23 protein-coding genes and 1 tRNA gene are annotated in these 24,889 nt (G+C 69.1%); 13 read left to right on the top strand and 11 right to left on the bottom strand.

From position 1 onward, the window contains the following. Nucleotides 1-78 precede the first annotated feature (78 nt). The 7 genes from BST44_RS09445 to BST44_RS09415 all read right to left on the bottom strand — a co-directional run bounded on the left by BST44_RS09445 (nt 79) and on the right by BST44_RS09415 (nt 9,239). Entirely contained in the window at nt 79-681 is a 603-nt protein-coding gene (locus tag BST44_RS09445) for a DUF1707 domain-containing protein (RefSeq protein ID WP_083176844.1), read from the bottom strand. A 106-nt stretch (nt 682-787) separates the two neighbouring features. Further along, nucleotides 788-1,576, bottom strand: a complete 789-nt coding sequence (locus tag BST44_RS09440; protein ID WP_083176842.1) for an enoyl-CoA hydratase family protein — start codon at nt 1,574-1,576, stop codon at nt 788-790. Between the two features lie 10 nt (nt 1,577-1,586). Further along, on the bottom strand, nt 1,587-2,753 hold the full coding sequence (locus BST44_RS09435; protein ID WP_083176840.1) for an acyl-CoA dehydrogenase family protein: 1,167 nt from the start codon (nt 2,751-2,753) through the stop codon (nt 1,587-1,589). Further along, on the bottom strand, nt 2,754-4,733 hold the full coding sequence (locus BST44_RS09430; RefSeq protein ID WP_083176838.1) for an acetyl/propionyl/methylcrotonyl-CoA carboxylase subunit alpha: 1,980 nt from the start codon (nt 4,731-4,733) through the stop codon (nt 2,754-2,756). Nucleotides 4,734-4,739: 6 nt separating this feature from the next. Beyond that, the gene (locus BST44_RS09425; RefSeq protein ID WP_083176837.1) at nt 4,740-6,335 is read right to left on the bottom strand and encodes an acyl-CoA carboxylase subunit beta; all 1,596 of its coding nucleotides are present in this window, start codon (nt 6,333-6,335) and stop codon (nt 4,740-4,742) included. Between the two features lie 49 nt (nt 6,336-6,384). Further along, nucleotides 6,385-7,533 carry an acyl-CoA dehydrogenase family protein gene (locus BST44_RS09420; RefSeq protein ID WP_083176835.1) on the bottom strand — a complete coding sequence of 383 codons (1,149 nt, stop codon included), beginning with the start codon at nt 7,531-7,533 and terminating at the stop codon, nt 6,385-6,387. Beyond that, entirely contained in the window at nt 7,530-9,239 is a 1,710-nt protein-coding gene (locus tag BST44_RS09415; protein WP_083176833.1) for an acyclic terpene utilization AtuA family protein, read from the bottom strand. The genes BST44_RS09420 and BST44_RS09415 overlap by 4 nt, the downstream gene beginning before the upstream one ends. A 297-nt stretch (nt 9,240-9,536) precedes the next feature. On the opposite strand from BST44_RS09415, the gene rpmF reads away from it, so the two are divergent. The 5 genes from rpmF (at nt 9,537) to BST44_RS09385 (ending at nt 14,145) form a co-directional block, all read left to right on the top strand. Continuing rightward, entirely contained in the window at nt 9,537-9,710 is a 174-nt protein-coding gene (rpmF, locus tag BST44_RS09410; RefSeq protein WP_007168835.1) for a 50S ribosomal protein L32, read from the top strand. Nucleotides 9,711-9,776: 66 nt separating this feature from the next. Continuing rightward, a complete protein-coding gene (mprA, locus tag BST44_RS09405) occupies nt 9,777-10,466 on the top strand; it encodes a two-component system response regulator MprA (RefSeq protein WP_083176832.1) in 690 nt (229 codons plus the stop codon). Between the two features lie 16 nt (nt 10,467-10,482). Further along, entirely contained in the window at nt 10,483-12,027 is a 1,545-nt protein-coding gene (locus BST44_RS09400; RefSeq protein WP_083176830.1) for a HAMP domain-containing sensor histidine kinase, read from the top strand. 76 nt (nt 12,028-12,103) lie between these two features. Continuing rightward, entirely contained in the window at nt 12,104-13,588 is a 1,485-nt protein-coding gene (locus BST44_RS09390; protein WP_083176829.1) for a S1C family serine protease, read from the top strand. Next, the gene (locus tag BST44_RS09385) at nt 13,588-14,145 is read left to right on the top strand and encodes a MogA/MoaB family molybdenum cofactor biosynthesis protein (protein ID WP_083176827.1); all 558 of its coding nucleotides are present in this window, start codon (nt 13,588-13,590) and stop codon (nt 14,143-14,145) included. The genes BST44_RS09390 and BST44_RS09385 overlap by 1 nt, the downstream gene beginning before the upstream one ends. A gap of 5 nt (nt 14,146-14,150) precedes the next feature. Here the strand turns inward: BST44_RS09385 and mscL are convergent, their stop codons facing one another. The 4 genes from mscL to BST44_RS09365 form a co-directional block, all read right to left on the bottom strand. Continuing rightward, nucleotides 14,151-14,615: a large-conductance mechanosensitive channel protein MscL gene (gene mscL, locus BST44_RS09380; protein ID WP_083176825.1), complete on the bottom strand. Its 465-nt coding sequence runs from the start codon at nt 14,613-14,615 to the stop codon at nt 14,151-14,153. A 66-nt stretch (nt 14,616-14,681) separates the two neighbouring features. After that, nucleotides 14,682-15,359 carry an SAF domain-containing protein gene (locus BST44_RS09375; RefSeq protein ID WP_083176823.1) on the bottom strand — a complete coding sequence of 226 codons (678 nt, stop codon included), beginning with the start codon at nt 15,357-15,359 and terminating at the stop codon, nt 14,682-14,684. 67 nt (nt 15,360-15,426) lie between these two features. Next, complete coding sequence (locus BST44_RS09370; RefSeq protein ID WP_083176821.1) at nt 15,427-15,762, bottom strand: FmdB family zinc ribbon protein; 336 nt, start codon at nt 15,760-15,762, stop codon at nt 15,427-15,429. Nucleotides 15,763-15,851: 89 nt separating this feature from the next. Beyond that, on the bottom strand, nt 15,852-16,451 hold the full coding sequence (locus BST44_RS09365; protein ID WP_083176819.1) for a 5-formyltetrahydrofolate cyclo-ligase: 600 nt from the start codon (nt 16,449-16,451) through the stop codon (nt 15,852-15,854). Nucleotides 16,452-16,527: 76 nt separating this feature from the next. Between BST44_RS09365 and BST44_RS09360 the strand changes: the two genes are divergently transcribed. From BST44_RS09360 to BST44_RS09325, 8 genes are all read left to right on the top strand, one after another. Further along, nucleotides 16,528-17,436: a UTP--glucose-1-phosphate uridylyltransferase gene (locus BST44_RS09360; protein WP_083176817.1), complete on the top strand. Its 909-nt coding sequence runs from the start codon at nt 16,528-16,530 to the stop codon at nt 17,434-17,436. An 85-nt stretch (nt 17,437-17,521) separates the two neighbouring features. After that, on the top strand, nt 17,522-18,814 hold the full coding sequence (gene glp / locus BST44_RS09355) for a molybdotransferase-like divisome protein Glp (RefSeq protein ID WP_083176816.1): 1,293 nt from the start codon (nt 17,522-17,524) through the stop codon (nt 18,812-18,814). A gap of 21 nt (nt 18,815-18,835) precedes the next feature. Next, nucleotides 18,836-19,489, top strand: coding sequence for a GNAT family N-acetyltransferase (locus tag BST44_RS09350; RefSeq protein WP_208619762.1), 654 nt, complete (start codon nt 18,836-18,838; stop codon nt 19,487-19,489). Nucleotides 19,490-19,679: 190 nt separating this feature from the next. Further along, on the top strand, nt 19,680-20,693 hold the full coding sequence (sepX, locus tag BST44_RS09345) for a divisome protein SepX/GlpR (protein ID WP_083176815.1): 1,014 nt from the start codon (nt 19,680-19,682) through the stop codon (nt 20,691-20,693). A 50-nt stretch (nt 20,694-20,743) separates the two neighbouring features. Further along, nucleotides 20,744-20,816: transfer RNA gene (locus tag BST44_RS09340), tRNA-Ala, on the top strand. 398 nt (nt 20,817-21,214) lie between these two features. Further along, complete coding sequence (locus tag BST44_RS09335) at nt 21,215-22,624, top strand: acetamidase/formamidase family protein (protein ID WP_083176814.1); 1,410 nt, start codon at nt 21,215-21,217, stop codon at nt 22,622-22,624. Nucleotides 22,625-22,997: 373 nt separating this feature from the next. Further along, nucleotides 22,998-24,251 (top strand): cytochrome P450, encoded by a 1,254-nt coding sequence (locus BST44_RS09330; RefSeq protein WP_083176812.1) that lies wholly within the window; start codon nt 22,998-23,000, stop codon nt 24,249-24,251. Further along, entirely contained in the window at nt 24,244-24,885 is a 642-nt protein-coding gene (locus tag BST44_RS09325) for a TetR/AcrR family transcriptional regulator (RefSeq protein WP_083176811.1), read from the top strand. Before BST44_RS09330 ends, BST44_RS09325 begins: the two co-directional genes overlap by 8 nt. Nucleotides 24,886-24,889: the final 4 nt, after the last annotated feature.

Below are 24,889 nucleotides of genomic sequence, written 5' to 3'. Positions count from 1 at the left end.
CAATCACCACCGCGGCCACACCGCACTCGGCGGCCAACCACCCGCCACCCGCGTACCTAACCTCTCAGGTCAGTACACCTAGCCGCGCGGCCGGCGGGCTTTGCGGATGATGCCGACCCCGCCCCACAGCGAGAAGCCGCGAATGTTCACCTTCGGTGCGCCGGGGGTGCCGTGGCCGAGGACGCTACGGTCGAAGTTGCCCATGACCCCGCGGCCGTGAATCTCGACGTTGACTTCGGGCGGCAGCAAGATTTTCGTCGCACCCATGATCGACATCGCATGGATGTCGACCTCGGTGGAGGTGAAGTCGGCGTAGCGCAGATCCACCACCCCGTTGCCCCAGAAGGCGAAGGTGGTCAGCTTCTTGGGCACGTTCCAGCGGCCCCGCCGCTCGAAGCCGCTCAACAGCGCCAGCAGCAGCGTGGACGGCGCCGGGTTCGGCTTGGCGCCGCGGCGCAGATTGATCTGTGATCCCGGCAGGTCCGCCCGCAGTTGATCCAGTTCCTCGTATGTGGTCGCCGCATAGGCTTTGGTCAACCGGTCTTCGTAGTCCTTCATCTGCAGCCGGCCCTGCTCGGCCGCGTACGCCAGCAACTGCGCGACCTGGATGCGATCGGTGTCGGCCGCGCGCGACGACCCGTCACGCGTGTCCTTCGCGTCGCGTTGCGCAGAGTTGCTCATCACCCACGAGCCTACGACGTCCGGCTATTGCTGCAAGAGGATTGGTCAAACTGCAACCTTGGCCCCCGCCGGGCGGTGCGGCCGGCGGGGTTTGTTTGACACCTGGCTAACTCGTCCAGCTCGGGGCGCGCTTCTGCAGGAACGCCATCATGCCCTCGCGGGCTTCGTCGGAGACGAAGAGCCGGGCCGATTCCTCGACGAGCCGCTCGGCGTCCCGGTCGAACCCTTCCAGCACCGCCGCCGTGGTCAGCGCCTTGGCGGCCGCCAGCCCCTGGGGTGAACCGCGGCCCACATCGGCGAGCAGGTTGGCCACCGCGGCGTCGACGTCCTCGGCCGCCATCGTGATCAGTCCGATCTCCGCCGCTACGCCGGCGTCGAACGTCTCGCCGGTCAGGTAGTAGCGCGCCGCGGCCCGCGGCGACAGTTTCGGCAGCAGCGTCAGCGAGATGATCGCGGGGGCCACGCCGATCCGGGCCTCGGTCAGGGCGAAGGTGCTGCGCGGGCCGGCGACCGCGATGTCGCAGGCACCGACCAATCCGAACCCGCCCGCCCGGACATGCCCATCGATGGCCGCGACCACCGGCAGCGGCGACGAGACGATGTCCCGCAAGACCGCCGTCAATTCGCGCGCCCGGGCGACGGCCATGTCGTATGCGGATGGTGGCGACCCGCCGCCGGCCTCGCTCAGGTCCGCGCCGGCGCAGAAGGTGTTGCCGGTATGCCCCAGCACCACCGCGCGCACGGCGCCGTCGGCCGCGGCGCCGCGCAGCCCCCGGTGCAACTGCTCGACGAGCGCGGTCGAGAGCGCGTTGCGGTTGTGCGGCGAGTTCAGCGTCAGGCGCGCGAACGGGCCGCCGGTCTCGGCCGGCCCGGCGTAATCGACAAGCGTTTCCATCGGCGGGGATTCAGTAGCTTCGCGGCAGGCCCAGCGACGTCTGCGCCACGAAGTTGAGCACCATCTCCCGGCTGACCGGGGCGATCCGCCCCAGCCTGGCCGACGCGAGCATGGCGGCCACCCCGTACTCCTTGGTCAACCCGTTGCCGCCCATCGATTGCACGGCCTGGTCCACCGAGCGGGTAGCGGCCTCTGCCGCAGCGTATTTCGCCATGTTTGCCGCCTCGGCCGCGCCCGCGTCGTCACCGCTGTCGTAAAGCGTGGCGGCCTTCTGCATCATCAGTTTCGCCAGCTGCACCTCGATGTGGCACTGTGCCAACGGATGTGACAGCCCTTGATGTGCGCCGATCGGCGTGCCCCATACCTGGCGGGTCTTGACGTAGTCGGCCGCCTTCTGCAGAGCGAACCGCCCCATCCCCACCGAGCTCGCGGCGCCCATGATCCGCTCGGGGTTCAGGCCGGCGAACAGCTGCGCGATCGCGGCGTCCTCGGACCCGACCAGCGCGTCGGCCGGCAGCCGGACGTCGTCGAGGAAGACCTGGAATTGCCGTTCGGGGCTGACCAGCTCCATTTCGATTGGCGTGTAGGTGAATCCGGGGGAGTCGGTGGGCACCACGAACAGCGCAGGCCGCAGCTTGCCGGTCTTGGCCTCTTCGGTGCGGCCCACCACCAGGACGGCCTGCGCCTGGTCGATACCGGAGATGTAGACCTTCTGGCCCTTGAGGACCCAGTCGCTGCCGTCGCGCCGGGCGGTGGTGGTGATCTTGTGCGAGTTGGAGCCGGCGTCCGGCTCGGTGATGGCGAAGGCCATCGTGAGGGTGCCGTCGGCGATGCCGGGGATCCACCGCTTCTTCTGCTCTTCGGTGCCGAACTTGCTGATGATGGTGCCGTTGATCGCCGGCGACACCACCATCAGCAGCAGCGCGCTGCCGGCCGCAGCCATCTCCTCCATCACCAGCGACAGCTCGTACATGCCGGCGCCGCCGCCGCCGTACTCCTCGGGCAGGTTCACCCCGAGGAAGCCCAGCTTGCCCGCCTCCGACCACAATTCGTCGGTGTGCTCGTGTGCGCGCGCCTTCTCGAGGTAGTACTCGCTGCCGTAGTTGGCGGCCCACGCGGCCACCGACTTGCGCAGGGCCCGCCGCTCCTCGCTCTCGATGAAGCTCGTGTCGGTCATTCAGGAATCTCCTTCTGGTTGGGGTTCTTCCACTCGTGCCAGAACGGCGCCCACTTCGACTTGCTGACCGGTTTGGACGTTGAGTTCGGCGAGCACCCCGTCGGTCGGCGCGGTGATGGTGTGCTCCATCTTCATCGCCTCGAGCCAGATCAACGCCTGGCCCGCTTCGACGGTCTCGCCGACCGCGGCGCCGACCCGGATCACGTTGCCCGGCATGGGCGCCACCAGCGAACCCCGCTCGACGGCCGACCCCGGCTCCGGGAACCGTGGCAGCGCGACCAGGTGCACGGGCCCGCGGGCCGAGTCCACGTAGACGTCGTCACCGTATCGCGCGACCGCGAAGCCGCACGCCACCTCGGAGCCGTCGGCCAGCACAACCTCGTCCGGCGTGGCCGAGACCTGCCGGACCGGGTCGCCGCCGGCGAACCGCAATCCCTCTCTGGTGAAACGATATTCGACCCGGTGCGCGCCGCCGTCGGCGTCGAGGTAGGTCTTCGTCTGGTAGCCGGACGCCAGGTTGCGCCAGCCGCTCGGTAACGAACCCAGGGCGGGGGCGCTCGCGCGGTTGTGGGCGGCGTCGGCGAGCGCGGCGGCGATCGCGGACAACCGGACGGTGGCGTCGTCGGCGAGAGGGGCGGCCAGCTGCTGCAGGCCGTGCGTGTCGAAGAAGGCGGTGTCGGTGGCGCCGTCGAGGAATGCCGGGTGGCGCAGCACGTTGACCAGCAGTTCACGGTTGGTGCGCAGCCCGTGCAGCCGGGTGCGGGCGAGCGTGTCGGCGAGTACCAGCGCCGCTTGGCGGCGCGTCGGCGCATACGAGATGACCTTGGCCAGCATCGGGTCGTAATGGATGGACACCGTGGAACCCGCGGCGATGCCCGAATCGAGCCGGATGCCGGTCCGGTGCCCCAGCGTGGCGAACCGCGCACCGACGCCGGGCACCTCGACGGTGTGCACGCGGCCGGCCTGCGGCTGCCAGCCCTGTGCGGGATCCTCCGCGTAGAGGCGGGCCTCGATCGAATGGCCCCGGGCCGCTGTGGGTTCGGGGTCGAGCCGGCCGCCGTCGGCGACGGCGATCTGGAGTTCGACGAGGTCGAGCCCGGTGGTCTCCTCGGTCACCGGGTGCTCGACCTGCAGCCGGGTGTTCATCTCGAGAAAATAGAACTCCCCGTCATCGTCGGCGAGGAACTCGACCGTCCCGGCGCCCGTGTAGCCGATCGCCCCGGCGGCGAGCCGGGCCGCGTCGAACAGCTTGTCCCGCATGCCCGGTACGCGCCCGACCAAGGGGGAGGGGGCCTCCTCGATGATCTTTTGGTGGCGGCGCTGAATGGAGCATTCGCGTTCACCCACGGCCCACACGGTGCCGTGGGTGTCGGCCATCACCTGAACCTCGATGTGGTGCCCGGTGGGCAGGTAGCGTTCGCAGAACACCGTCGGGTCGCCGAACGCGGATTGGGCCTCACGCCGGGCCGCCTCGACTTCGCTCGCGAGAGCGGACAATTCCCGCACCACGCGCATGCCGCGGCCGCCGCCTCCTGCGGAGGCCTTGACCAGCACGGGAAGCTGGGCCTGGGTGACCGTGTCCGGGTCGAGCTCGTCGAGTACCGGGACCCCGGCGGCGGCCATCAGCTTCTTGGACTCGATCTTGGAGCCCATCGCCCGGACCGCGTCCGCCGGCGGTCCGATCCAGCTCAGGCCCGCGCCCTGCACGGCGGCGGCGAAATCGGCGTTCTCCGAGAGGAACCCGTACCCGGGATGGACCGCGTCGGCGCCCGCGGCGCGGGCGGCGGCGATGATGGCCTCGGCGTTCAGGTAGTCGTTGGTCCTTTCCAGCCGCACCCGCGCGTCGGCCTCGGCGACGTGTGGCGCGCCGGCGTCCGGGTCGGTGTAGACCGCGACCGTCCCCAGACCCAGCCGGCGGCAGGTGGCGAAGACCCGCCGGGCGATCTCGCCGCGGTTGGCGACCAGCACTCGAGTAATCATCTCCGCTCACATCCGGAAGACGCCGAAGTTCGACGTCCCCTTGATCGGGCCATTGGCGATGGCGGACAGGCAGATTCCCAACACGGTGCGGGTGTCACGCGGGTCGATCACCCCGTCGTCGTAGAGCATCCCGGACAGGACCAGCGGCAACGACTCGGCCTCGATCTGCCCCTCGACGGCGGCCCGCATCGCGGCGTCGGCCTCTTCGTCGACCTGCTGGCCGCGGGCCTCGGCGGCGGCCCGCGCCACGATCGACAGCACACCCGAGAGCTGGGCGCCACCCATCACCGCGGATTTGGCGCTGGGCCAGGCGAACAGGAACCTGGGGTCGTAGGCCCGCCCGCACATGCCGTAATGCCCGGCTCCGTAGGAGGCGCCGATCAACAGCGAGATGTGCGGAACGGTCGAGTTGGAGACGGCGTTGATCATCATCGAGCCGTGCTTGATCATCCCGCCCTCTTCGTAGTCCTTGCCCACCATGTAGCCGGTGGTGTTGTGCAGGAACAACAGTGGGGTGTCGGACCGATTGGCCAGCTGAATGAACTGGGTGGCCTTCTGCGACTCCTCGCTGAACAGCACCCCGCGCGCGTTGGCCAGGATGCCCAGCGGGTAGCCGTGCAGCCGGGCCCACCCGGTCACCAGCGACGACCCGTACATGCCTTTGAATTCGTCGAATTCGGAGCCGTCGACGATGCGCGCGATCACCTCGCGCGGGTCGAACGGGATGCGCAGGTCCGCCGGCACGATGCCGATGAGCTCCTCGACGTCGAAGACCGGATCGACGACCGGGCCGGGCGCGGGACCCTCTTTGCGCCAGTTCAGCCGGGCGACGATGCGCCGTCCGATGCGGATGGCGTCGAGCTCGTCGACGGCGAAGTAGTCGGCCAGACCCGAGATGCGGGCGTGCATTTCGGCACCACCGAGCGACTCGTCGTCGGACTCCTCGCCGGTGGCCATCTTGACCAGCGGGGGACCGGCGAGAAACACCTTCGAGCGTTCCTTGATCATCACCACGTGGTCGGACATGCCCGGTATGTAGGCGCCGCCGGCGGTGGAGTTGCCGAATACCAGGGCAATGGTCGGGATCCCGGCCGCCGACAGGCGGGTCAGGTCGCGGAACATCCGCCCGCCGGGGATGAAGATCTCTTTCTGGGTGGGCAGGTCGGCGCCGCCGGATTCCACCAGCGAAATGACGGGCAGCCGGTTCTCGAACGCGATCTGGTTGGCCCGCAATATCTTTTTCAGCGTCCACGGGTTGCTGGTGCCGCCCTTGACCGTCGGGTCGTTGGCGACGATGAGGCATTCCACACCCGATACGACGCCGATCCCGGTGACCGTGCTGGCGCCCACGGTGAAGGCGCTGCCATAGGCGGCCAGGGGACTCAGTTCCAGGAACGGCGAGTCGGGATCGACGAGCAGTTCGATGCGTTCCCGGGCGGTCAGCTTGCCGCGGCCGTGGTGGCGCTCGACGTACTTGGGGCCGCCGCCCGCGAGCGCTTTGGCGAGTTCGGTGTCGATCTCCTCGAGCCGCGAGGTCGCCGTCGACGCCGCGTCGGCGAAGGCGGGGGAGCTCGGGTCCAGCGTGGATCGCAGCGCGGTCATATGGCGCCACTCCTCCTCATCGCTGCGCTCTGCATCGTCGTCGGCGCGGTCATGATTGGAATCCCAGCGTCTTGGCCGCGAGCGAGGTCAGGATTTCGGTGGTGCCGCCGCCGATGCCCAGGATCCGCATGTCGCGATACTGGCGTTCGACTTCAGACTCGGCCATGTAGCCCATCCCGCCGAACAGCTGGACGGCCTGGTTGGCCACCCATTCGCCGGCCTCGACGGCAGTGTTCTTGGCGAAGCACACCTCGGCGATCAGGTTGGTCTCGCCGGCCAGCTGGCGCTCGACCACAGTGCGCGAGTAGACGCGGGCGACGTCGATGCGCCGGGCCATCTCGGCCAGCGTGTTCTGTACCGACTGCCGCGAGATCAGCGGCCGGCCGAAGGTCTCCCGGTCGCGGCACCACTGCACCGTCAGGTCCAGACAGCGCTGGGCGCTCGCATAGGCCTGCGCGGCAAGGCCGATGCGCTCGGACACGAAGGCCTGGGCGATCTGCAGGAAACCACTGTTCTCGGGGCCGACGAGGTTGGCCGCCGGCACGCGCGCGTCGACGAAGGACAGCTCGGCGGTGTCCGAGGACCGCCAGCCCATCTTGGCCAGCTTGCGGCTCACCTCGAAGCCCGGGGTGCCCTTCTCGACCACCAGCAAGGACACGCCCGCCGCCCCTCGACCGCCGGTGCGCACCGCGGTGACGACGTAGTCGGCGCGGACCCCCGAGGTGATGTAGGTCTTGGCGCCGTTGACCACGTAGTGATCCCCGTCCAGGACCGCCGTGGTGCGCAGGTGCCCGACGTCCGACCCGCCGCCGGGCTCGGTGATGGCCAGCGCGCCGATCTTGTCGCCGGCCAGCGTCGGCCGGACGAACTCCTCGATCAGCCGCGGGTCGCCGGATGCGATCATGTGCGGCACCGCGATACCGCAGGTGAACAGCGACGCGAAGACCCCACCGGGGGCGCCGGCCTGATGCACCTCTTCGCAGATGATCACCGCGTCGGCGCCGTCACCGCCGCCCCCGCCGACCGCCTCGGGGAAGCCCGCGCCCAGCAGGCCGGCCTCCCCGGCGCGGCGGTGCAGCTCGCGCGGCAACTCGCCGACGCGCTCCCACTCGTCGGCGTGCGGCAGGATCTCGCGTTCGGTGAAGGAGCGCACCGTCTTTCGCAACTGCTCTCGCTCCGGCGTGGTCCACAGATTCATAACAGCCTTTCGGGGATGTCAACGTGCCTGCCGCGCAGCCATTCGCCCAGCCCTTTGGCCTGTGGGTCGAACCGCGCCTGGTAGGCGACGCCCTGACCCAGGATGCCGTCGATGACGAAGTTCACCGCGCGCAGGTTCGGCAACACGTGTCGGGTGACGTCGAACTCCGCCGCTTCGGGCAGCAGCTCCTCGAGCAGCTCGACGGTCAGCGTGTTGGCCAGCCAGCGCCATTGGTCGTCGGTGCGCACCCAGACCCCGACGTTGGCCGAGCCACCCTTGTCGCCGCTGCGCGCCCCGGCGATGCGGCCCAGCGGAACGCGGCGGGTCGGACCGTCGGGAAGCGGCTCCGGCAGGGCTGCGGGCTCGGCGGGTGCCATTTCCAAAGTCTCAGTGGCGCAAGGGATCTCGGCCCGGGTGCCGTCGGCGTGCACCGCGACGTGGGGCACCTCGGTGGCGTCGACGTAGCCGGCGGTGAACACGCCGTAGACCTGACCGTCGCCCGGCGGGGCGGTGACATGAAAGCCCGGATAGCTGGCCAGCGCCAATTCCACTGCCGCAGAGGAGAATTGGCGCCCGACATTGGCGGGGTCGGGGTCGCGGACCACGCAGTGCAGCAGCGCGCTGGCGGCTTCCTCGGTGTCGGCGTCGGGGTGGTCGGTGCGGGCCAGCGACCACTGCAACTCCGCGGGCTTGACGGTCAGCGCGGCCTCGAGCTGCCGGCGCACCAGGGCGGCCTTGGCCTCGATGTCGAGACCGGTCAGCACGAAGGTCATGGAGTTGCGGAATCCGCCGATGCTGTTCAGCGAGACCTTGTAGGTGGGCGGCGGCGGCTCGCCGCGCACGCCGGCGATGCGCACCCGGTCGGTGCCGTCCGCGGACAACTCGACGCTGTCCATCCGGGCGGTGACGTCGGGATTGGCGTAGCGCGCGCCGCTGATCTCGTAGAGCAGCTGCGCGGTGACGGTGTCCACGCTCACCAGGCCGCCGGTGCCGGGGTGTTTGGTGATGACCGAGGACCCGTCGGCGTGCACCTCGGCCAGCGGGAAGCCGGCGTGGGTCAGGTCGGGTATTTCGGTGAAGAAGGAGTAGTTGCCGCCGGTCGCCTGCACGCCACACTCGATGACGTGGCCGGCGACCACGGCGCCGGCGAGCCGGTCGTAGTCGGTGCGGCCCCAGCCGAAGTGCGCCGCGGCCGCCCCGACGATCACCGAGGCGTCGGTGACCCGGCCGGTGACGACGACGTCGGCGCCGTCGCCCAGGCAGTCGACGATGCCCCAGGCGCCCAGATACGCGTTCGCCGTCAGGGGCGTGCCGAGCCCGAGTTCGGCGGCGCGCGGCAGCAGGTCGTCGCCCTCGACGTGGGCGACGCGCGCCGGGATGCCGAGGCGCTCGGCCAGGGCGCGGATCGCCTCGGCCAGCCCGGCGGGGTTGAGGCCGCCGGCGTTGGCGACGATCCGGACGCCCCGGTCGCGGGCCTCGCCCAGGCAGCCCTCCAGCTGGGTCAGGAAGGTCTTGGCGTAACCGCGCTCGGGATGCTTCATGCGGTCGCGGCCCAGGATCAGCATGGTCAGTTCGGCCAGGTAGTCACCGGTGAGGTAGTCGACATCCCCGCCGGTGAGCATCTCGCGCATTGCCGACAGCCGGTCGCCGTAGAACCCGGAGCAGTTCGCGATCCGGACGGCGCCGCGACCAGGGGCAGAGGCCATGCGGTCCTCCAATCTGCGAGTCACCGGTGAGCGCAAACCAACCAACCAACCGGTAGGTTAGCGGGTCGCGCCGGTCCCCCGTCAAGGAGACGTCCCTCGCCTCGCCGCGCCGAGTTTGCCGCCACGGTCGTGGACCGGGCGCCGATCACGGCCGTCACGGCAATCTCGGCGTCAACGGGCGCCGTTTTGGTGAGCAGCAGGCCACCGACTATCCTGATTGCAATCGTCGCACGTTCGGCCGCATCGGCCACGCTGTGCGACAAGCCCCCGAACCGAGACGAGGAGTTAGGCCCGACCATGGCCGTACCCAAGCGCAGGATGTCGCGCGCGAACACCCGTAGCCGTCGCGCGCAGTGGAAGGCCACCAAGACGGAGCTCGTCGGTGTGACGGTCGCAGGGCAGAAGCACAAGGTGCCCCGCCGGCTGCTCAAGGCCGCCCGCCTCGGTCTCATCGACCTGGACCGGCGTTAGTTAATCTCGGCAAACACCCGGCGCGCCTCTCAGGCCGCTCTCAGGCGTCGGGACGACACTAGGCCCGTGCGGATACTGGTCGTCGACGACGATCGCGCAGTGCGTGAGTCGCTGCGGCGGTCGCTTTCCTTCAATGGTTACTCGGTCGAGTTGGCCCACGACGGGCTGGAGGCGCTCGAGATGATCGCCAGCGACCGGCCCGACGCGCTCGTCCTCGACGTGATGATGCCGCGGCTGGACGGGCTCGAGGTGTGCCGTCAGCTCCGCAGCACCGGCGACGACCTGCCGATCCTGGTGCTCACCGCCCGCGATTCGGTCTCCGAGCGGGTCGCCGGGCTGGACGCCGGCGCGGACGACTACCTGCCGAAGCCGTTCGCGCTTGAAGAGCTGCTGGCCCGGATGCGGGCGCTGCTGCGCCGCACCAAGCCGGACGACGATGACGCCGAATCGGTGGCGATGGCGTTCTCCGACCTGACGCTGGACCCGGTGACCCGCGAGGTCACCCGCGGACAGCGCCAAATCAGCCTCACCCGCACCGAATTCGCGTTGCTGGAAATGCTGATCGCCAATCCGCGCCGGGTGTTGACCCGCAGCCGGATCCTGGAGGAGGTCTGGGGATTCGACTTCCCCACCTCCGGCAACGCGCTGGAGGTCTACGTCGGCTACTTGCGCCGCAAGACCGAGGCCGACGGTGAGCCGCGGCTGATACACACCGTGCGCGGGGTGGGCTACGTCCTTCGGGAGACGCCACCGTGACGAGTCGCCCGCAACGATGATCCGGTATCAACGGCCCCAACGCGTCCCGTTGCGCGCCACGAGCTCGCTGTCCCTGCGGTGGCGGGTCATGCTGCTGGCGATGTCGATGGTGGCGATGGTGGTCGTGCTGATGGCCTTCGCCGTCTACGCGGTGATTTCGGCTGCGCTGTATAGCGATATCGACAACCAGCTGCAAAGCCGGGCGCAGTTGCTGATCGCCAGCGGTTCACTGGCCGCCGACCCCGGGAAGGCGATCGAGGGCACCGCCTATTCGGACGTCAACGCGATGCTGGTGAACCCGGGCCACTCCATCTACACCGCGCAGCAGCCGGGCCAGACGCTGCCGGTCGGCGCCCCGGAGAAGGCGGTGATCCGTGGTGACCTGTTCATGTCCCGGCGCACCGCGTTGGATCAACGCGTCCTGGCGATCCACCTGCCCAACGGCTGTTCGCTGTTGATCTCCAAGAGCCTCAAACCGACCGAGGCGGTGATGACCAAGCTGCGCTGGGTGCTGCTGATCGTCGGCGGCATCGGCGTCGCGGTCGCCGCGGTGGCGGGCGGCATGGTCACCAGGGCCGGGCTGCGCCCGGTGGCGCGGCTGACCGAGGCGGCCGAGCGGGTGGCGCGGACCGACGACCTGCGGCCCATCCCGGTGTTCGGCAGCGACGAATTGGCCCGGCTCACCGAGGCTTTCAACCTGATGCTGCGGGCCCTGGCCGAATCGCGCGAGCGGCAGGCGCGGCTGGTCACCGACGCCGGACACGAATTGCGCACCCCGCTGACGTCGCTGCGCACCAACGTCGAGCTGCTGATGGCTTCGATGGCGCCGGGGGCGCCGCGGCTGCCGGAGCAGGAGATGGTCGAGCTGCGCGCCGACGTGCTGGCGCAGATCGAGGAACTGTCCACGCTGGTGGGCGATCTGGTGGACCTCACCCGCGACGACGCCGGCCAGGTGGTGCACGAACCGGTCGACATGTCCGAGGTGGTCGACCGCAGCCTGGAGCGAGTTCGGCGGCGCCGCAACGACATTCACTTCGATGTCGACGTGACCCCGTGGCAGATGTTCGGCGACGCCGCCGGCCTGTCCCGCGCGGTGCTGAACTTGTTGGACAACGCGGCCAAGTGGAGTCCGCCGGGCGGCCGCGTCGGCGTCACCATGCGGCAGCTCGACCCGTCGCACGCCGAGTTGGTGGTGTCCGACCACGGCCCCGGCATCCCGCCGCACGAACGCCGCCTGGTGTTCGAGCGGTTCTATCGTTCGGCGACGGCGCGCGCCATGCCGGGCTCCGGCCTCGGGCTGGCGATCGTCAAGAAGGTCGTGCTCAATCACGGCGGGTTGCTTCGCGTCGAGGACACCGTGCCCGGCGGCCAGCCGCCGGGGACCTCGTTTTTCGTCCTGCTGCCCGGCCGGCCGATGCCGCCCTCGGCGTACCCGGCGCCCCCCGCCGGGACCACCGAAGAAGAATCGGTGGCCACCGGCCCGGTGGTCACCGATCACTCGAACTCTCGGGAACCGTCGAACGTTATCTCAGTGGACTCTCAGTCCGCGCGGGCAAGGTAGGTCTGCAGCTACTGTTGGAGAGCCCAGTCGAGCCGACGGGCCGATTAGTGAGATAGAGGAAGAGCGACCTAGAGCCATGACGAATGACCCGAGGTATTCGCCACCGCCGCAGCAGCCGGGATACCGTCCCGTCCCGAATCAGCCTGCGTCCGCCCCGAGCCATGCGGGGACCTCTGCTTACGGCCAGGGGCACCAGCAACCGTATAGCCAGCCGTTCGACTGGCGGCACCCATCGCAGACGGCGCAATTCCGGCAGCCGTATGACCCGTACAGCGGCACGGGTCCGGGCCGGATACCGGGCGGGACGGGGGCCGGCCCCATCGCGGGTGGCTCCGGGACCGGCCCGATTCCCGGCATGCTGCCGCCGATGCCACCGCCGGGGCCCCAAAAACGTTCCCGCGCAGGGCTGTTGACGGTTGGCGCGTTGGCCGTCGCGGTGGTCTCGGCCGGCATCGGCGGAGCCGCGGCGACGGCGGTCGAATTGGGCACGCACACCACCAACGGCAACGGGCACAGCGTCATCGGCGGAGGCGCGCCCAGCGTCCCGGCGGCGAACATGCCGCCGGGCAGCGTCGAGCAGGTGGCCTCCAAGGTGGTGCCGAGTGTCGTCATGCTGGAGACCGATCTCGGCCGTCAGTCCGAAGAGGGCTCGGGCATCGTCCTTTCCGCCGACGGGCTCATCCTGACCAACAACCACGTGGTCGCGGCGGCCGCCGGCCCGCCGAAGGCGACCGGCGCCCCCGGTGCGCCCCCCGGCGGTCCGCCCGGAGGTCCCGGTGGCGGACTTGGCGGTCCGGCCCCCAAGACGACGGTGACCTTCGCCGACGGCCGCACCGCGCCGTTCACCGTCGTCGGCGCCGACCCGACCAGTGACATCGCCGTGATCCGCGTGCAGGGCGTGTCCGGCCTGACGCCGATCTCCCTGGGTTCCTCGTCGGATCTGCGGGTCGGACAACCCGTGGTGGCCATCGGCTCGCCGCTCGGCCTGTCCGGCACCGTGACCACCGGGATCGTCAGCGCGCTGAATCGGCCGGTGTCCACCACCGGTGAGTCGGGCAACCAGAACACGGTGCTGGACGCGATTCAGACCGACGCGGCCATCAACCCGGGTAACTCCGGCGGCGCGTTGGTCAACATGAACGGCCAACTGGTGGGCGTGAACTCGGCCATCGCCACGCTGGGCGCGGACTCGCCGGACGCCCAGAGCGGATCGATCGGCCTCGGGTTCGCGATCCCGGTCGACCAGGCCAAGCGGATCGCCGACGAGCTGATCAGCACCGGCAAGGCGTCCCACGCCTCGCTCGGCGTGCAGGTGACCAACGACAAGGGCTCCCCCGGCGCCAAGATCGTCGACGTGGTGCCCGGTGGTGCGGCCTCTACGGCCGGGGTGCCCAAGAACGTGATCGTCACGAAGGTCGACGACCGCCCGATCAACAGCGCCGACGCCCTGGTTGCCGCCGTGCGGTCCAAGGCGCCCGGCGACAAGATTTCGCTGACCTTCCAGGATCCCGCTGGTGGCAGCCGTACCGTGCCGGTGACCCTGGGGAAGGCGGATCAGTGATGCGAGTGGAAGAACCCTCCGCGGCGGGACTGTCGGAGCTCGGCTATACGGTGGCACCCATGGAAACGGGTGCGGAGTTGGTCGTCGGCCGGGCGTTGGTCGTGGTCGTGGACGATCGCACCGCACACGGGGACGAGGACCACAGCGGGCCGCTGGTGACCGAGCTGCTGACCGAGGCGGGCTTCGTCGTCGACGGCGTGGTCGCGGTCGCGGCGGACGAGGTGGAGATCCGCAATGCGCTCAACACCGCGGTGATCGGCGGGGTGGACCTGGTGGTGTCCGTCGGGGGGACGGGCGTCACGCCGCGCGACGTCACCCCCGAGGCCACCCGCGACATCCTGGACCGGGAAATCCTGGGCATCGCCGAGGCCATTCGGGGCTCCGGGCTGTCCGCGGGGATCATCGACGCCGGGCTGTCACGCGGCCTGGCCGGGGTGTCCGGAAGCACGTTGGTGGTGAACCTGGCCGGTTCCCGGTACGCGGTGCGCGACGGGATGGCGACGCTGAACCCGCTGGCCGCTCAAATCATCGGGCAACTGTCGAGCCTGGAGATCTGACCGCTTCAGGTCTGTGACTCGGCGTCCGCGCGTGGTCCGTGCTCGGGTGGGGGAGTCGTGGTCGTCGCCCCGCCGTGCTTGCCCGACGAGTCGCCGTCGGACTGTGCCAAAAGGTCGCGGATCTCGGTGAGCAGCACGATCTGGGCGTCGTCGGCCTGCTCGACCTCACCCCGCTTGCGCAGCGTGTTGTAGGGCAGCACGACGAAGAAGTAGACGACCGCGGCGATCAGCACGAAGTTGATCGCCGCCGACAGCAGGATGTTCAGGTCGATGGTCTGACCGCCGCCGATGCCGATCTTCAAGATGCCCACGTCGGACTGCTGCTTGACGCCGATCCGGTTGATCAGCGGGGTGATGATGCTGTCGGTGAACTTGGTGACCAGCGCGGTGAACGCGGTACCGATGACCACCGCGACGGCCAGGTCGACGATGTTGCCCCGCGAGAGAAACTCCTTGAACCCTTTGAACATTCCAGATGTCCTTCCTGGGATTGGACAGAGTTTGCTGTCGGCTGCGTGGCCAACACGGCGAGGCGCTCAGTGCAGGGTGAGGGTCACCGCCTGACCCAACGCCGAGCCCGCCACCGTGTTCGCCACGCGAGCCGGCAGCGCCACCAACACTACGCGGTCACCGTCCGCGGCCTGGGCTTTTGGCCTGGCCGACACGAGCACCACGACGGCGTCGGTGGCCACCACCTTGGGGAGGGCCTGGGGCGTGTCCGGCGCCCCCGATGCCGGTGCGGCCAGCACGTCGACGACGTCGCCGACGCGGACCAGGTCGATCAGGGCACTGTCGGCCAGCCGGAGCGGCACGATGCGGGCGCCGGGTCCCGCCTTCGACGCGATCGCGGCCTCGGCCAGCCGGCTGCCCAGTAATCGGACGTCGGTGAGCACTTCGCCGCGCCGCGCCGGGCCGGCCAGCGTCGAACCGGCCACGGCGCTGACGTCGGCCAGCGCGCCGTCGGGAAGGGTTGTGGTCAAATGTTTTTCGAGACGAACGTCGGCGCGGGTCAACGCGGCGCCGGGCCGCAGGTCGTGATCGGCGATCACCACGTCGGCATAGTCACCGGCCGGGTGGGAGCGCAGCGCGGCCAGGCCGGCCAATACGACCAGCCCGCCCACGGCGACGCGGCGCGCGAGCACGGTCCGCGTCCAGTCCGGGCGCAGCATCACCAGGCGGCTGAACAGGCTGGGATTCAGCGACGATTCGCCCACGCCGCAAACGTAGGCGCAACGCGGTCACCGGCGAATGCCGGCGGCGGCTGCGTTTGTGGATAACCCGCTAGCTCGAGGCGGCCGCGGCGGGCGCCGTGGAGGCGCTGCTCGACTTCTCGCTGGACGCCGGCTTGTCGCTCGACCCGGACTTTTCGCTCGACGCGCCGTTGGAGCCCGAGTCGCTCGACGAGGACCCGTTGGTCGAAGTCGTGGACTTCTTGCCGGACTCGCGGCTGTCGGTGCGGTAGAAACCGCTGCCCTTGAACACCACGCCGACGGAGTTGAAGCGCTTGCGCAGCCGCCCGGAGCAGCGCTTGCACGTGGTCAGCGCGTCGTCGGTGAAGGCCTGCACGATGTCGAAGCGATCGTCGCACTCGGTGCACTGATAGCTGTAAGTCGGCACAAAAACCTCCGGATGATTGCAAAGACTGGTTAGCACTCTAGCGTCTCAAGTGCTAGAACCGCCACGTGACGCCACTCATTCCCGATCTGTTACCCCGGATTGAGTGGGATTAGTCCCACCCGCGGCGTGAGCGCATGGGTCATCGGGATGTCGTGCGGTTCGGCGGGCAATTGGTTGACCAACTCCGCGTCCCGCACTACCGCGAGCAGCCGCGCGCCGGGGTCGCGGCGGCCCAGCGAGCGATCGTAGAAGCCGCGGCCGCGGCCCAGCCGCACCCCGTGGCGGTCGACGGCCAGCGACGGCACCAGGATCAGGCTCGCCTCGGCGATCGCTGAGGCCGGCAGCCACGGCTGCGGCGGCTCCAGCAGTCCCCACCGCGCGGATGTCAGTGTGCCGGGACGGTATTCGCCCCAGCGCAGCGGCTGGGCCGCGTTATCGGCGCCGGTGCGCGCAACCGGCAGCAGCACGCGTCCGGCACGCCGGAGCAACACGTCCACCATCTCGATCGACCCGGGTTCGGCGCCCACCGGCACGTACGCGCACACCGTGCTGCCGCTGCTCACAATGCTTTCCGCGGCTTCCAGGTGCGCGCGCAGCCTCCGCGCCTCGTCGGCTCGAACCTCGTCGGCAACGCGGCACCGGGCGGCCTGCAGCCGCTCGCGCAACGCGGCCTTGCTGGTGATCGCCATGGGACAACGATGGCAGCCGCGTCTTTGCCCGCGCCACATCGCCTCGGCAAACCGCGTTCGGGTTATCGTGTGAACAATGTCAAGCCCTAAAGTGGTGGTCCCACACACGGCGATCGTGCCCGCCGCCGGTCTTGGTACCCGCTTCCTGCCCGCGACGAAAACGGTGCCCAAGGAGCTGCTGCCGGTCGTCGATACTCCGGGCATCGAGCTGGTCGCCGCCGAGGCGGCCGAAGCGGGCGCCGACCGCCTGGTGATCATCACCTCCGAGGGCAAGGACGGCGTCGTCGCGCACTTCGTCGAGGACCTGGTCCTCGAGGGCACGCTGGAGGCCCGCGGCAAGAAGGCGATGCTCGACAAGGTGCGGCGCGCGCCGCAGCTGATCAAGGTCGAGTCCGTCGTGCAGGCCGAGCCGCTCGGCCTGGGACACGCCATCAGCTGCGTGGAGCCCACGCTGACGCCCGACGACGACGCCGTGATGGTGCTGCTGCCCGACGACCTGGTCCTGCCCACCGGCGTCCTGGAGACCATGTCGAAGGTGCGCGCGCAGCACGGCGGCACGGTGTTGTGCGCCATCGAGGTAACGCCCGAAGAGATCAGCGCCTACGGCGTTTTCGACGTCGAGCCGGTGCCCGGCGACGATCCCGACGTGCTCAAGGTCAAGGGCATGGTCGAGAAGCCCAAGCCCGAGGACGCCCCCTCGATGTTCGCCGCAGCGGGCCGCTACGTGCTCGACCGCGCCGTCTTCGACGCGCTGCGCCGCGTCGACCGCGGGGTCGGCGGCGAGGTGCAGCTCACCGACGCGATCGCGTTGCTCATCGCCGAGGGCCACCCCGTGCACGTCGTCGTGCATCGCGGATCTCGACACGACTTGGGAAATCCCGGCGGCTACCTCAAGGCTGCGGTTGACTTTGCATTGGATCGTGACGACTACGGCCCCGAGTTGCGCCGGTGGTTGGTGGCGCGGTTAGGCCTGGCCGAGAAGTAGCCGGCCGGTGCGCCCGGCCCGCGGCGGCGCCCGGCGGGCCACGAGGGCAGAGCCCGTCAGGGCCTAGAGGGCAGGAAGGCGCGCTGTGCGTTCTGTGGAGGAGCAGCAGGCCCGGATAACGGCCGCCGCGGTGGCTCCGCGGCCCATCAAGGTGGCCATCGCCGAGGCGCAGGGATTGATGTGCGCCGAGGAAGTCGTCACCGAGCGACCCATGCCCGGTTTCGATCAGGCCGCGATCGACGGCTACGCGGTGCGCAGCGTCGACGTGCTGGGGGTCGGGGAAGTGGGCGTGGACGCCCTGGGTGAGCCGCCCGGCGACGCCGAGCTCGACGAAGACCGGCGCGAGGGCCTGGTCCTGCCCGTGATGGGAACGGTCGAGGCCGGGGCGCGCACCCCGAGCCGCCTGCAGCCCCGGCAGGCCGCCCGGGTGCACACCGGCGCGCCGCTGCCCACGCTGGCCGACGCCGTCATCCCGTTGCGCTGGACCGACGGCGGGAGCACGCGGGTGCGGATCCTGCGGGGTGCGCCGTCCGGCGCGTACGTGCGCCGCACCGGCGACGACGTGCAGCCCGGCGACGTCGCGGTGCGTGCCGGCACGGTCATCGGCGCGGCCCAGGTCGGCCTGCTGGCGGCGGTTGGCCGCGAACGGGTGCTGGTGCATCCGCGGCCCCGGGTGACCGTGATGACCGTCGGCGGCGAACTGGTCGACATCTCGCGGACCCCCGGCAATGGTCAGGTGTACGACGTCAACTCCTACGCCCTGGCGGCCGCGGCCCGGGACGCCGGCGCGGAGGTCAACCGCATCGGCATCGTGAGCAACGACCCCAGGGAATTCCGCGAAACCGTCGAGGGCCAGATCAATCGGGCCGAGGTGGTGGTGATCGCCGGCGGTGTCGGGGGAGCCGCGGCGGAAGCGGTGCGGTCGGTCCTGTCCGAGCTCGGGGAGATGGAAGTCGTCCGCGTCGCGATGCATCCCGGGTCCGTCCAGGGGTTCGGGCAGCTCGGCCGCGATGGCGTCCCGACGTTTCTGCTGCCGGCGAACCCGGTCAGCGCCCTGGTGGTTTTCGAGGTGATGGTGCGGCCGCTGATCCGCCTCTCGCTGGGCAAGCGTCAGCCGATGCGCCGGATCGTGCAGGCCCGCACGCTGTCGCCGATCACGTCGGTCGCCGGGCGCAAGGGCTACCTGCGCGGCCAGTTGATGCGCGACCAGGAGACCGGCGAATACCTGGTGCAGGCGCTGGGCGGGGCCCCGGGCGCGTCCTCGCATCTCCTGGCGACCCTCGCCGAAGCGAACTGCCTCGTGGTCGTCCCCAGCGGCGCCGAACAGATACGCACCGGCGAGATCGTCGACGTCGCCTTCCTGGCTCAGCGCGGCTAAGTGCAACGACTCCGCACGCTCGTGAACCTGTTGCGCACCAGTGCCCGGCATCCGGGTTGGCCGCTGGACGTCGGGCCGTTGCGGGTCCCGGCGGGGGTCGTCCGGCTGCGGGCGGTGCGGATGCGCGATGGCGCCCAGTGGAGCCGGATCCGGCTGGCCGACCGTGCGCACCTCGAGCCCTGGGAGCCCAGCGCGGAGGGCGATTGGACCAGCCGGCACACCGTCGCCGCGTGGCCGGTGCTGTGTTCCGGCCTGCGCGCGGAGGCCCGCGCCGGCCGCATGTTGCCGTATGTCATCGAGCTCGACGGGCACTTCTGCGGCCAGCTGACCATCGGCAACGTCACCCACGGGGCGTTGCGGTCGGCGTGGATCGGCTACTGGGTGCCGCGGGCGGCGACCGGCGGCGGGGTGGCCACGGCGGCGTTGGCGCTGGGCCTCGACCACTGCTTCGGACCGGTGATGCTGCATCGGGTGGAGGCCACCGTGCGGCCCGAGAACGCCGCGAGCCGCGCCGTGCTGGCCAAAGTGGGGTTCCGGCAGGAGGGGCTGTTGCAGCGCTACCTCGAGGTCGACAAGGCGTGGCGGGATCACCTGTTGATGGCCATCACGGCCGAAGAGGTGTCCGGATCGGTGGCATCGACGCTGGTCCGCGGCGGGCACGCCAGCTGGGCCTGACCGCGCGCCGACCCATCAGGCCTTCGGCCCGGCGCCGGTAGCTTGCCCGCGGTGTGGCTACCGCGACACGAGTGACTCGTGGTGCTTGTGAGAGACAAATTACAGGTGTGTAATTGTCCTGGTCACCAAGACCCGGCCGCGCCGGCCTCCGAGGGGCTTCGCGGATCGGAACCGAAGAGAGCAGGTCGTCATGCCAAGCATTCCGCAGTCACTGTTGTGGATCTCGCTCGTGGTGCTCTGGCTGTTCGTCTTGGTGCCCATGCTCGTCAGCAAGCGGGATGCCGTGCGCCGCACCAGCGACGTGGCCCTGGCGACCCGGGTCCTCAACGGCGGCGCGAACTCCCGGCTGATCAAGCGCAGCGGTCCGGCGGCCGGGCATCGCAGCGACCCCGACTGGACGCCGCCGGAAGAGTCGGCCGAAAGCGAGCTCGACCTTTCCGAACACGAGGACGAAGAGCACGACACCGAGGAGCTGCGGGCAGCCCACCCCGTCGTCATGAAGTTCGCGACCCCCGAGCGCACCGGGCCCGACTACCTCGACGTCGACGTTGTCGAGGATTCGCAGGCCCTGCCGGCGGGGGTCGCCGAGGTGGTTGAGGAAGAAGACGACGAGGACGAGGATTCCGACACCGACGTGGTCGCCCACGCCGGCACCGATGAGGACGACGAGGGCTTCGAGTACGTCGAGGACTCGTCGGGCCTGGAGCCCGAAGCCGACGCCGACGACGACGAGGAGATGCCGGCGCCGATCCCGCGGAACGCCTCGCGGCGGCGGCGCTTCGACGCGAAGACCGCGGCCGCGGTCAGCGCCCGCAAGTACCAATTCCGCAAGCGGATGTTGATGGCGATGGCGGTCGTCCTGGTCGGCTCGGCCACGGCCGCGTTCAAGATTTCGCCGAGCGCCTGGTGGGTGTGCGGGACCGCCACCGCCGTGACGCTGCTCTACCTGGGTTACCTGCGGCGCCAGACCCGCATCGAGGAGAAGGTGCGCCGCCGCCGCATGCAGCGGATGGCGCGGGCGCGCATGGGCGTGGAGAACGCCTACGACCGCGACTACGAGGTGGTCCCCTCGCGATTGCGGCGCCCCGGCGCGGTGGTCCTGGAGATCGACGACGAGGACCCGATCTTCGAGCATCTGGATTACGCGATGCCGATGCGGACCTTCGGCTGGCCCCGGGACCTGCCGCGGGCCGTCGGCGAGTAGTGCCGGCGGTTCGGCGGTTCGCGCCGCGGCTGGTAGCCTGCTAGCGGTCAGGGGCTATGGCGCAGTTGGTAGCGCGACTCGTTCGCATCGAGTAGGTCAGGGGTTCGAATCCCCTTAGCTCCACAGAATTCATTAGCTCCACAGTGTGATGAGTCGGGTCATGGGTGACACGTGAGTCGCGCCATCGGTTACAGATTCCCCGGCCATCGGCCGGGGTTTTCGCTTTGGTTGCGCCAGTCGTTTTCGGTGGCGTCGATGTGGTGGTTGCTCAGGACGTGGTGGCCGGTTCTCCCGTGGCCCTTCCCGCGAAGATCCACCGATTCACGCATCGCTGTGCGCAATTCGACCCGGGGTCCTGAGGGTTCTGACAAAGTAGCGTTGCACGGTTGCTGCGCGGAGGGTCAACGGTCCTCGCAGCGACTGCGGTAACCGCGCCCAGTCCCGCGAGGACCATCGCCAGGTCGTAGGCCCACGTCGCTCGATCGCCGATCGACCCGAGATGCCGTGAGGAGCGAGAACCAGTGACGAGCAAAGCCCGCAAGGCCCCACCGACCGCGGCGACGGTGTTGGCAATTTCCGCGCTGCTGGCCGCGTGCGGTTCCGGTCCCAACGGCGCCGCGACCGAACGGGGCGGCAAGGCGAATCCGGACAGCCCCTACCCCGACTACGCCGTCACCTACCTCCAAGGCCCGCCGAACCAGGCCGACATGGAGGCCAAGCAGCTCTCCAAGGACGGGCACCGATTCTGGATGCTCCCGGCGACCCCGCAAACGACCCAATGGGGCGTCTACGACAACAAAATCCCGCCCGTCCTGCACATCGACTCCGGTGACACGGTCGCGATCCAGACGATGCCCGCGGGTGGCGGGCAGGTCGCTCCCGGCATCAACGAGGGTCAGATCGAGAAGATCAACGGCGCGGTGACCAACCGCGGACCGCACACGGTCACCGGACCGATCTACGTCAACGGCGCCGAGCCCGGCGACGTCCTGGCGATCCACATCAACCGGATCCGGCTGGCCAACTACGCGACGAACAACACCGCCAAGGACAAGGGGCTTTTCCCCGGCGAGTTCCCCGAGCAGGTCACGAGCTATTACCTGGACACCGACAGGATGCAGATGCGCTTTTCGCCCAATGTCCTGGTGCCGCTCGAGCCGTTCCCCGGCATCCTCGCCGTCGGGCGCTCCGACACCACCGGCTCCTCCTGCACCGACGGCAAGTGCAGCACCGAGCAGCCCGGGCCCTACGGCGGCAACATGGACCTTCCGGCGATGCAGACCGGCACCACCACGTACCTTCCCGTGCAGGTCAACGGCGGGCTGATCTGGACCGGCGATTCACATGCCAAGCAGGGCAACGGCGAGATCGACCTCGACGCACTCGAGACGTGGTACCCGGAGCTCAACATCACCGTGAACGTCATCAAGCACCAGTCGCAGGCCTGGCCGACGGTTGAAACCCCGGCGAGCTGGGTCGCGGTCGGCTACGACGAGGACCTCGACAAGGCGCTCGACATCAACAAGTCCGAGACGGTCAAGCTGATCATGGACAAGCAACACCTCTCCCAGGCCGACGCGACGAGCGCGGTGTTCAAGACCTGGGACTGCCGCATCTCCGAAGTGGTCGACGAGGTCCTCGGCACCTACTGCGTGGTCGGAAAGAACCCCGACGCGCCGCCCGCGCCGAACCTCCCTCTCGACGACACCGCAACGGAATGGGTCTCCACGGGGACCGCGTCCAAGTTGATCGACGCCATGAAAACGGCCGCGGGGGCGGCGCTGGACAAGATGTCGAGCAACCTCGGCATCACCCGCAACGACGCCTACCACCTCGCCACCATGGTCCTCGACTGCCGGATCGGCCGGTGGACCAGCGGCGACAAGACCGTGGCGTGCATGGTTCCCAAGAGCATCAAGGTGCCGGGGTGAGACCCGTCTGAACCATCCCGCACCCGAACGATTCCTGACCAGCATTCCGCGGCATTTCCGCTGAGAAGTGGGGGTCGAATCCCCTGAAACCACATACCCTCATCGACGCCTTCGCGTGACCCGGCATTGGCTAAACGGGCTCCGCATTGGCGCGGGCAGTGGTCGCACTCGGCTTCCGACGCGGATCCTGCGCCGGTGCTGCCGGAAGCCATCGATCGACATATATCGCGAAACCGTATGACCACCGCAGGCCAACGACGATTCGACTGGATTAATGCGGCAGCTAATTGACTAGCTCGGGAGGATGGTCATACGCTTGCAGTGAGGATGTCCATACGATGTCCGCGCAGGCCTATCGGAAGTCGAGACAGCGATGAAAGTGAACAGCGCAGCCCCCAGCGTCTTCGACGCTGGACTCCCCACGCTCAGCTACGACCTGACCGCCACCCCCCATGACGTCCTCGAGGATGTCCGGGCTGCGCAATCGCGTGCGCCCATCGCCATCGGGCCCCTCGGTCCGGAAATACTGAGTTACGAGTTGGCGCGAGAGATGCTGCGCGACAGCAGATTCAGGATGCCGCCCGGCATCACGCTGGCGGCGCAGGGCATCACCTCGGGTCCGCTGTACGACAAGATGATGAGCAGTCTTCTCGGTCTGGACGGCCCGCCACATACTCGCTTGCGCAAGCTCGTGTCGAGGGCGTTCACTCCCCGCGCGACGTCAGGCCTTCAGGACACGATCCATGAGGTGGTGAACGGGCTGATCGATCAAGTGGTGGAAGCAGGTCAGTGCGACGTCGTGGCCGACATCGCACGGCCCTATCCCACCCCCATCATGTGCGCGCTGATCGGTGCGCCCCGGGAAGACTGGCAGAAGTTCTCCCGGTGGACCGACGAGATCTTCAAGGCCTTCAACTTTCAGCCCGACGTCACCTTCGATGAAGCCGCGATCATGCGGTCGTGGAGCGAACTGGACGCCTACGTCGACGACATGGTCGCCGCACGCCGAGACAATCTGACCGATGATCTGCTGTCGGAGCTCATTCGTGCCGAAAGCGACGGCGACCGACTGAATCTCGACGAACTCCGCATGCTGGTCGCCGGCTTCCTGATGGCGGGCACCGATACGACGCGCCACCAGCTCGCCGCGTCCGTGCAGGTGCTCTGCGAGCACCCGGACCAATGGGCGAAGCTGGGCGAGCAACCGGAGCTTGCGATGCAGGCGGTCGAGGAGAGCATGCGCCACTCGCCGGCGGTCTGCATCGCGCCGCGTGCCGCCACCGAGGATGCCGAATTCGGGGGGTACACGTTCCCGGCGGGGACCTTCGTCGTCGTGAATACCTTTGCGGCCAACCGTGATCCAGCGATCTATGACGATGCTGATCGCTTCGACATCTCGCGTAAGGACTTGCCCGCCATCCTGACCTTCGGCGGCGGTGCGCACTACTGCCTCGGGGCCAACCTCGCACGCCGGGAGTTGGCGGAGGCACTCGCGATCCTCACCCGACGGTTGTCCGCACCCAATCGCCTCGCCCCCGCGCCGTGGAAATCCCTGCTGGGAATGACCGGCCCCACGGCACTCGAGATCGAGTTCGACAGCGAATTGCTGGTGCGAGCGGATGCGTAGTCGCGGCTGGGCGGGTGCCATGCCCGCCTCGGACGAAGAGGCAATCGTCCGCATTCTGGACGCGGTGGACGAAGTGATCGCTGAGCACGGACCGGCAATCCGCCTGGCCGACGTCGCCCGCAGGCTCGGGGTCACTCGTCAGACGGTGTACCGCTACTTTCCCAACGCCGACGCGCTCCTGATCGCCAGCGCAATGCGTTCGGTCAACGGGTTCATCGACCAAGTCCTCGACCACGTCAGCGGCCTCAACGACCCGGTCACGGCGGTCGTCGAGATCGTCTCGTTCGCTGTCGAGAACCTCACCGGCGATCCACAATTGGAGAGCCTGCTTACCCAGCCACCCGGGGGGGAAGCTGCCACCTCGCTCACCTCCGACACGGCGATCACTTTTTGCCTGTCGGCCTTCCAGCGCCTCGATGTCGACTGGAAACTTCACGGCTTCGACAACACCGCGCTGCGGCGGCTTGCCGAAATGACCCTGCGCACAGTGCAATCCCTCCTGACCGACCCTGGGCAGACGCCACGCGCAGGACTCGCACTGCGCCGCTTCGTTGCTCAATGGCTGGGCCCGGCAATCCTCCATCCACGAATGACGTCGTTGTCGATCCACGGAGAAGACGCGACCTTCCGATAGGGAT

This window comes from Mycobacterium scrofulaceum (assembly GCF_002086735.1).
In the GTDB taxonomy this organism is placed as follows: domain Bacteria; phylum Actinomycetota; class Actinomycetes; order Mycobacteriales; family Mycobacteriaceae; genus Mycobacterium; species Mycobacterium scrofulaceum.
The sequence above is the reverse complement of the archived record's forward strand: the minus strand, read 5'-3'. Positions and strand labels throughout refer to the sequence as shown.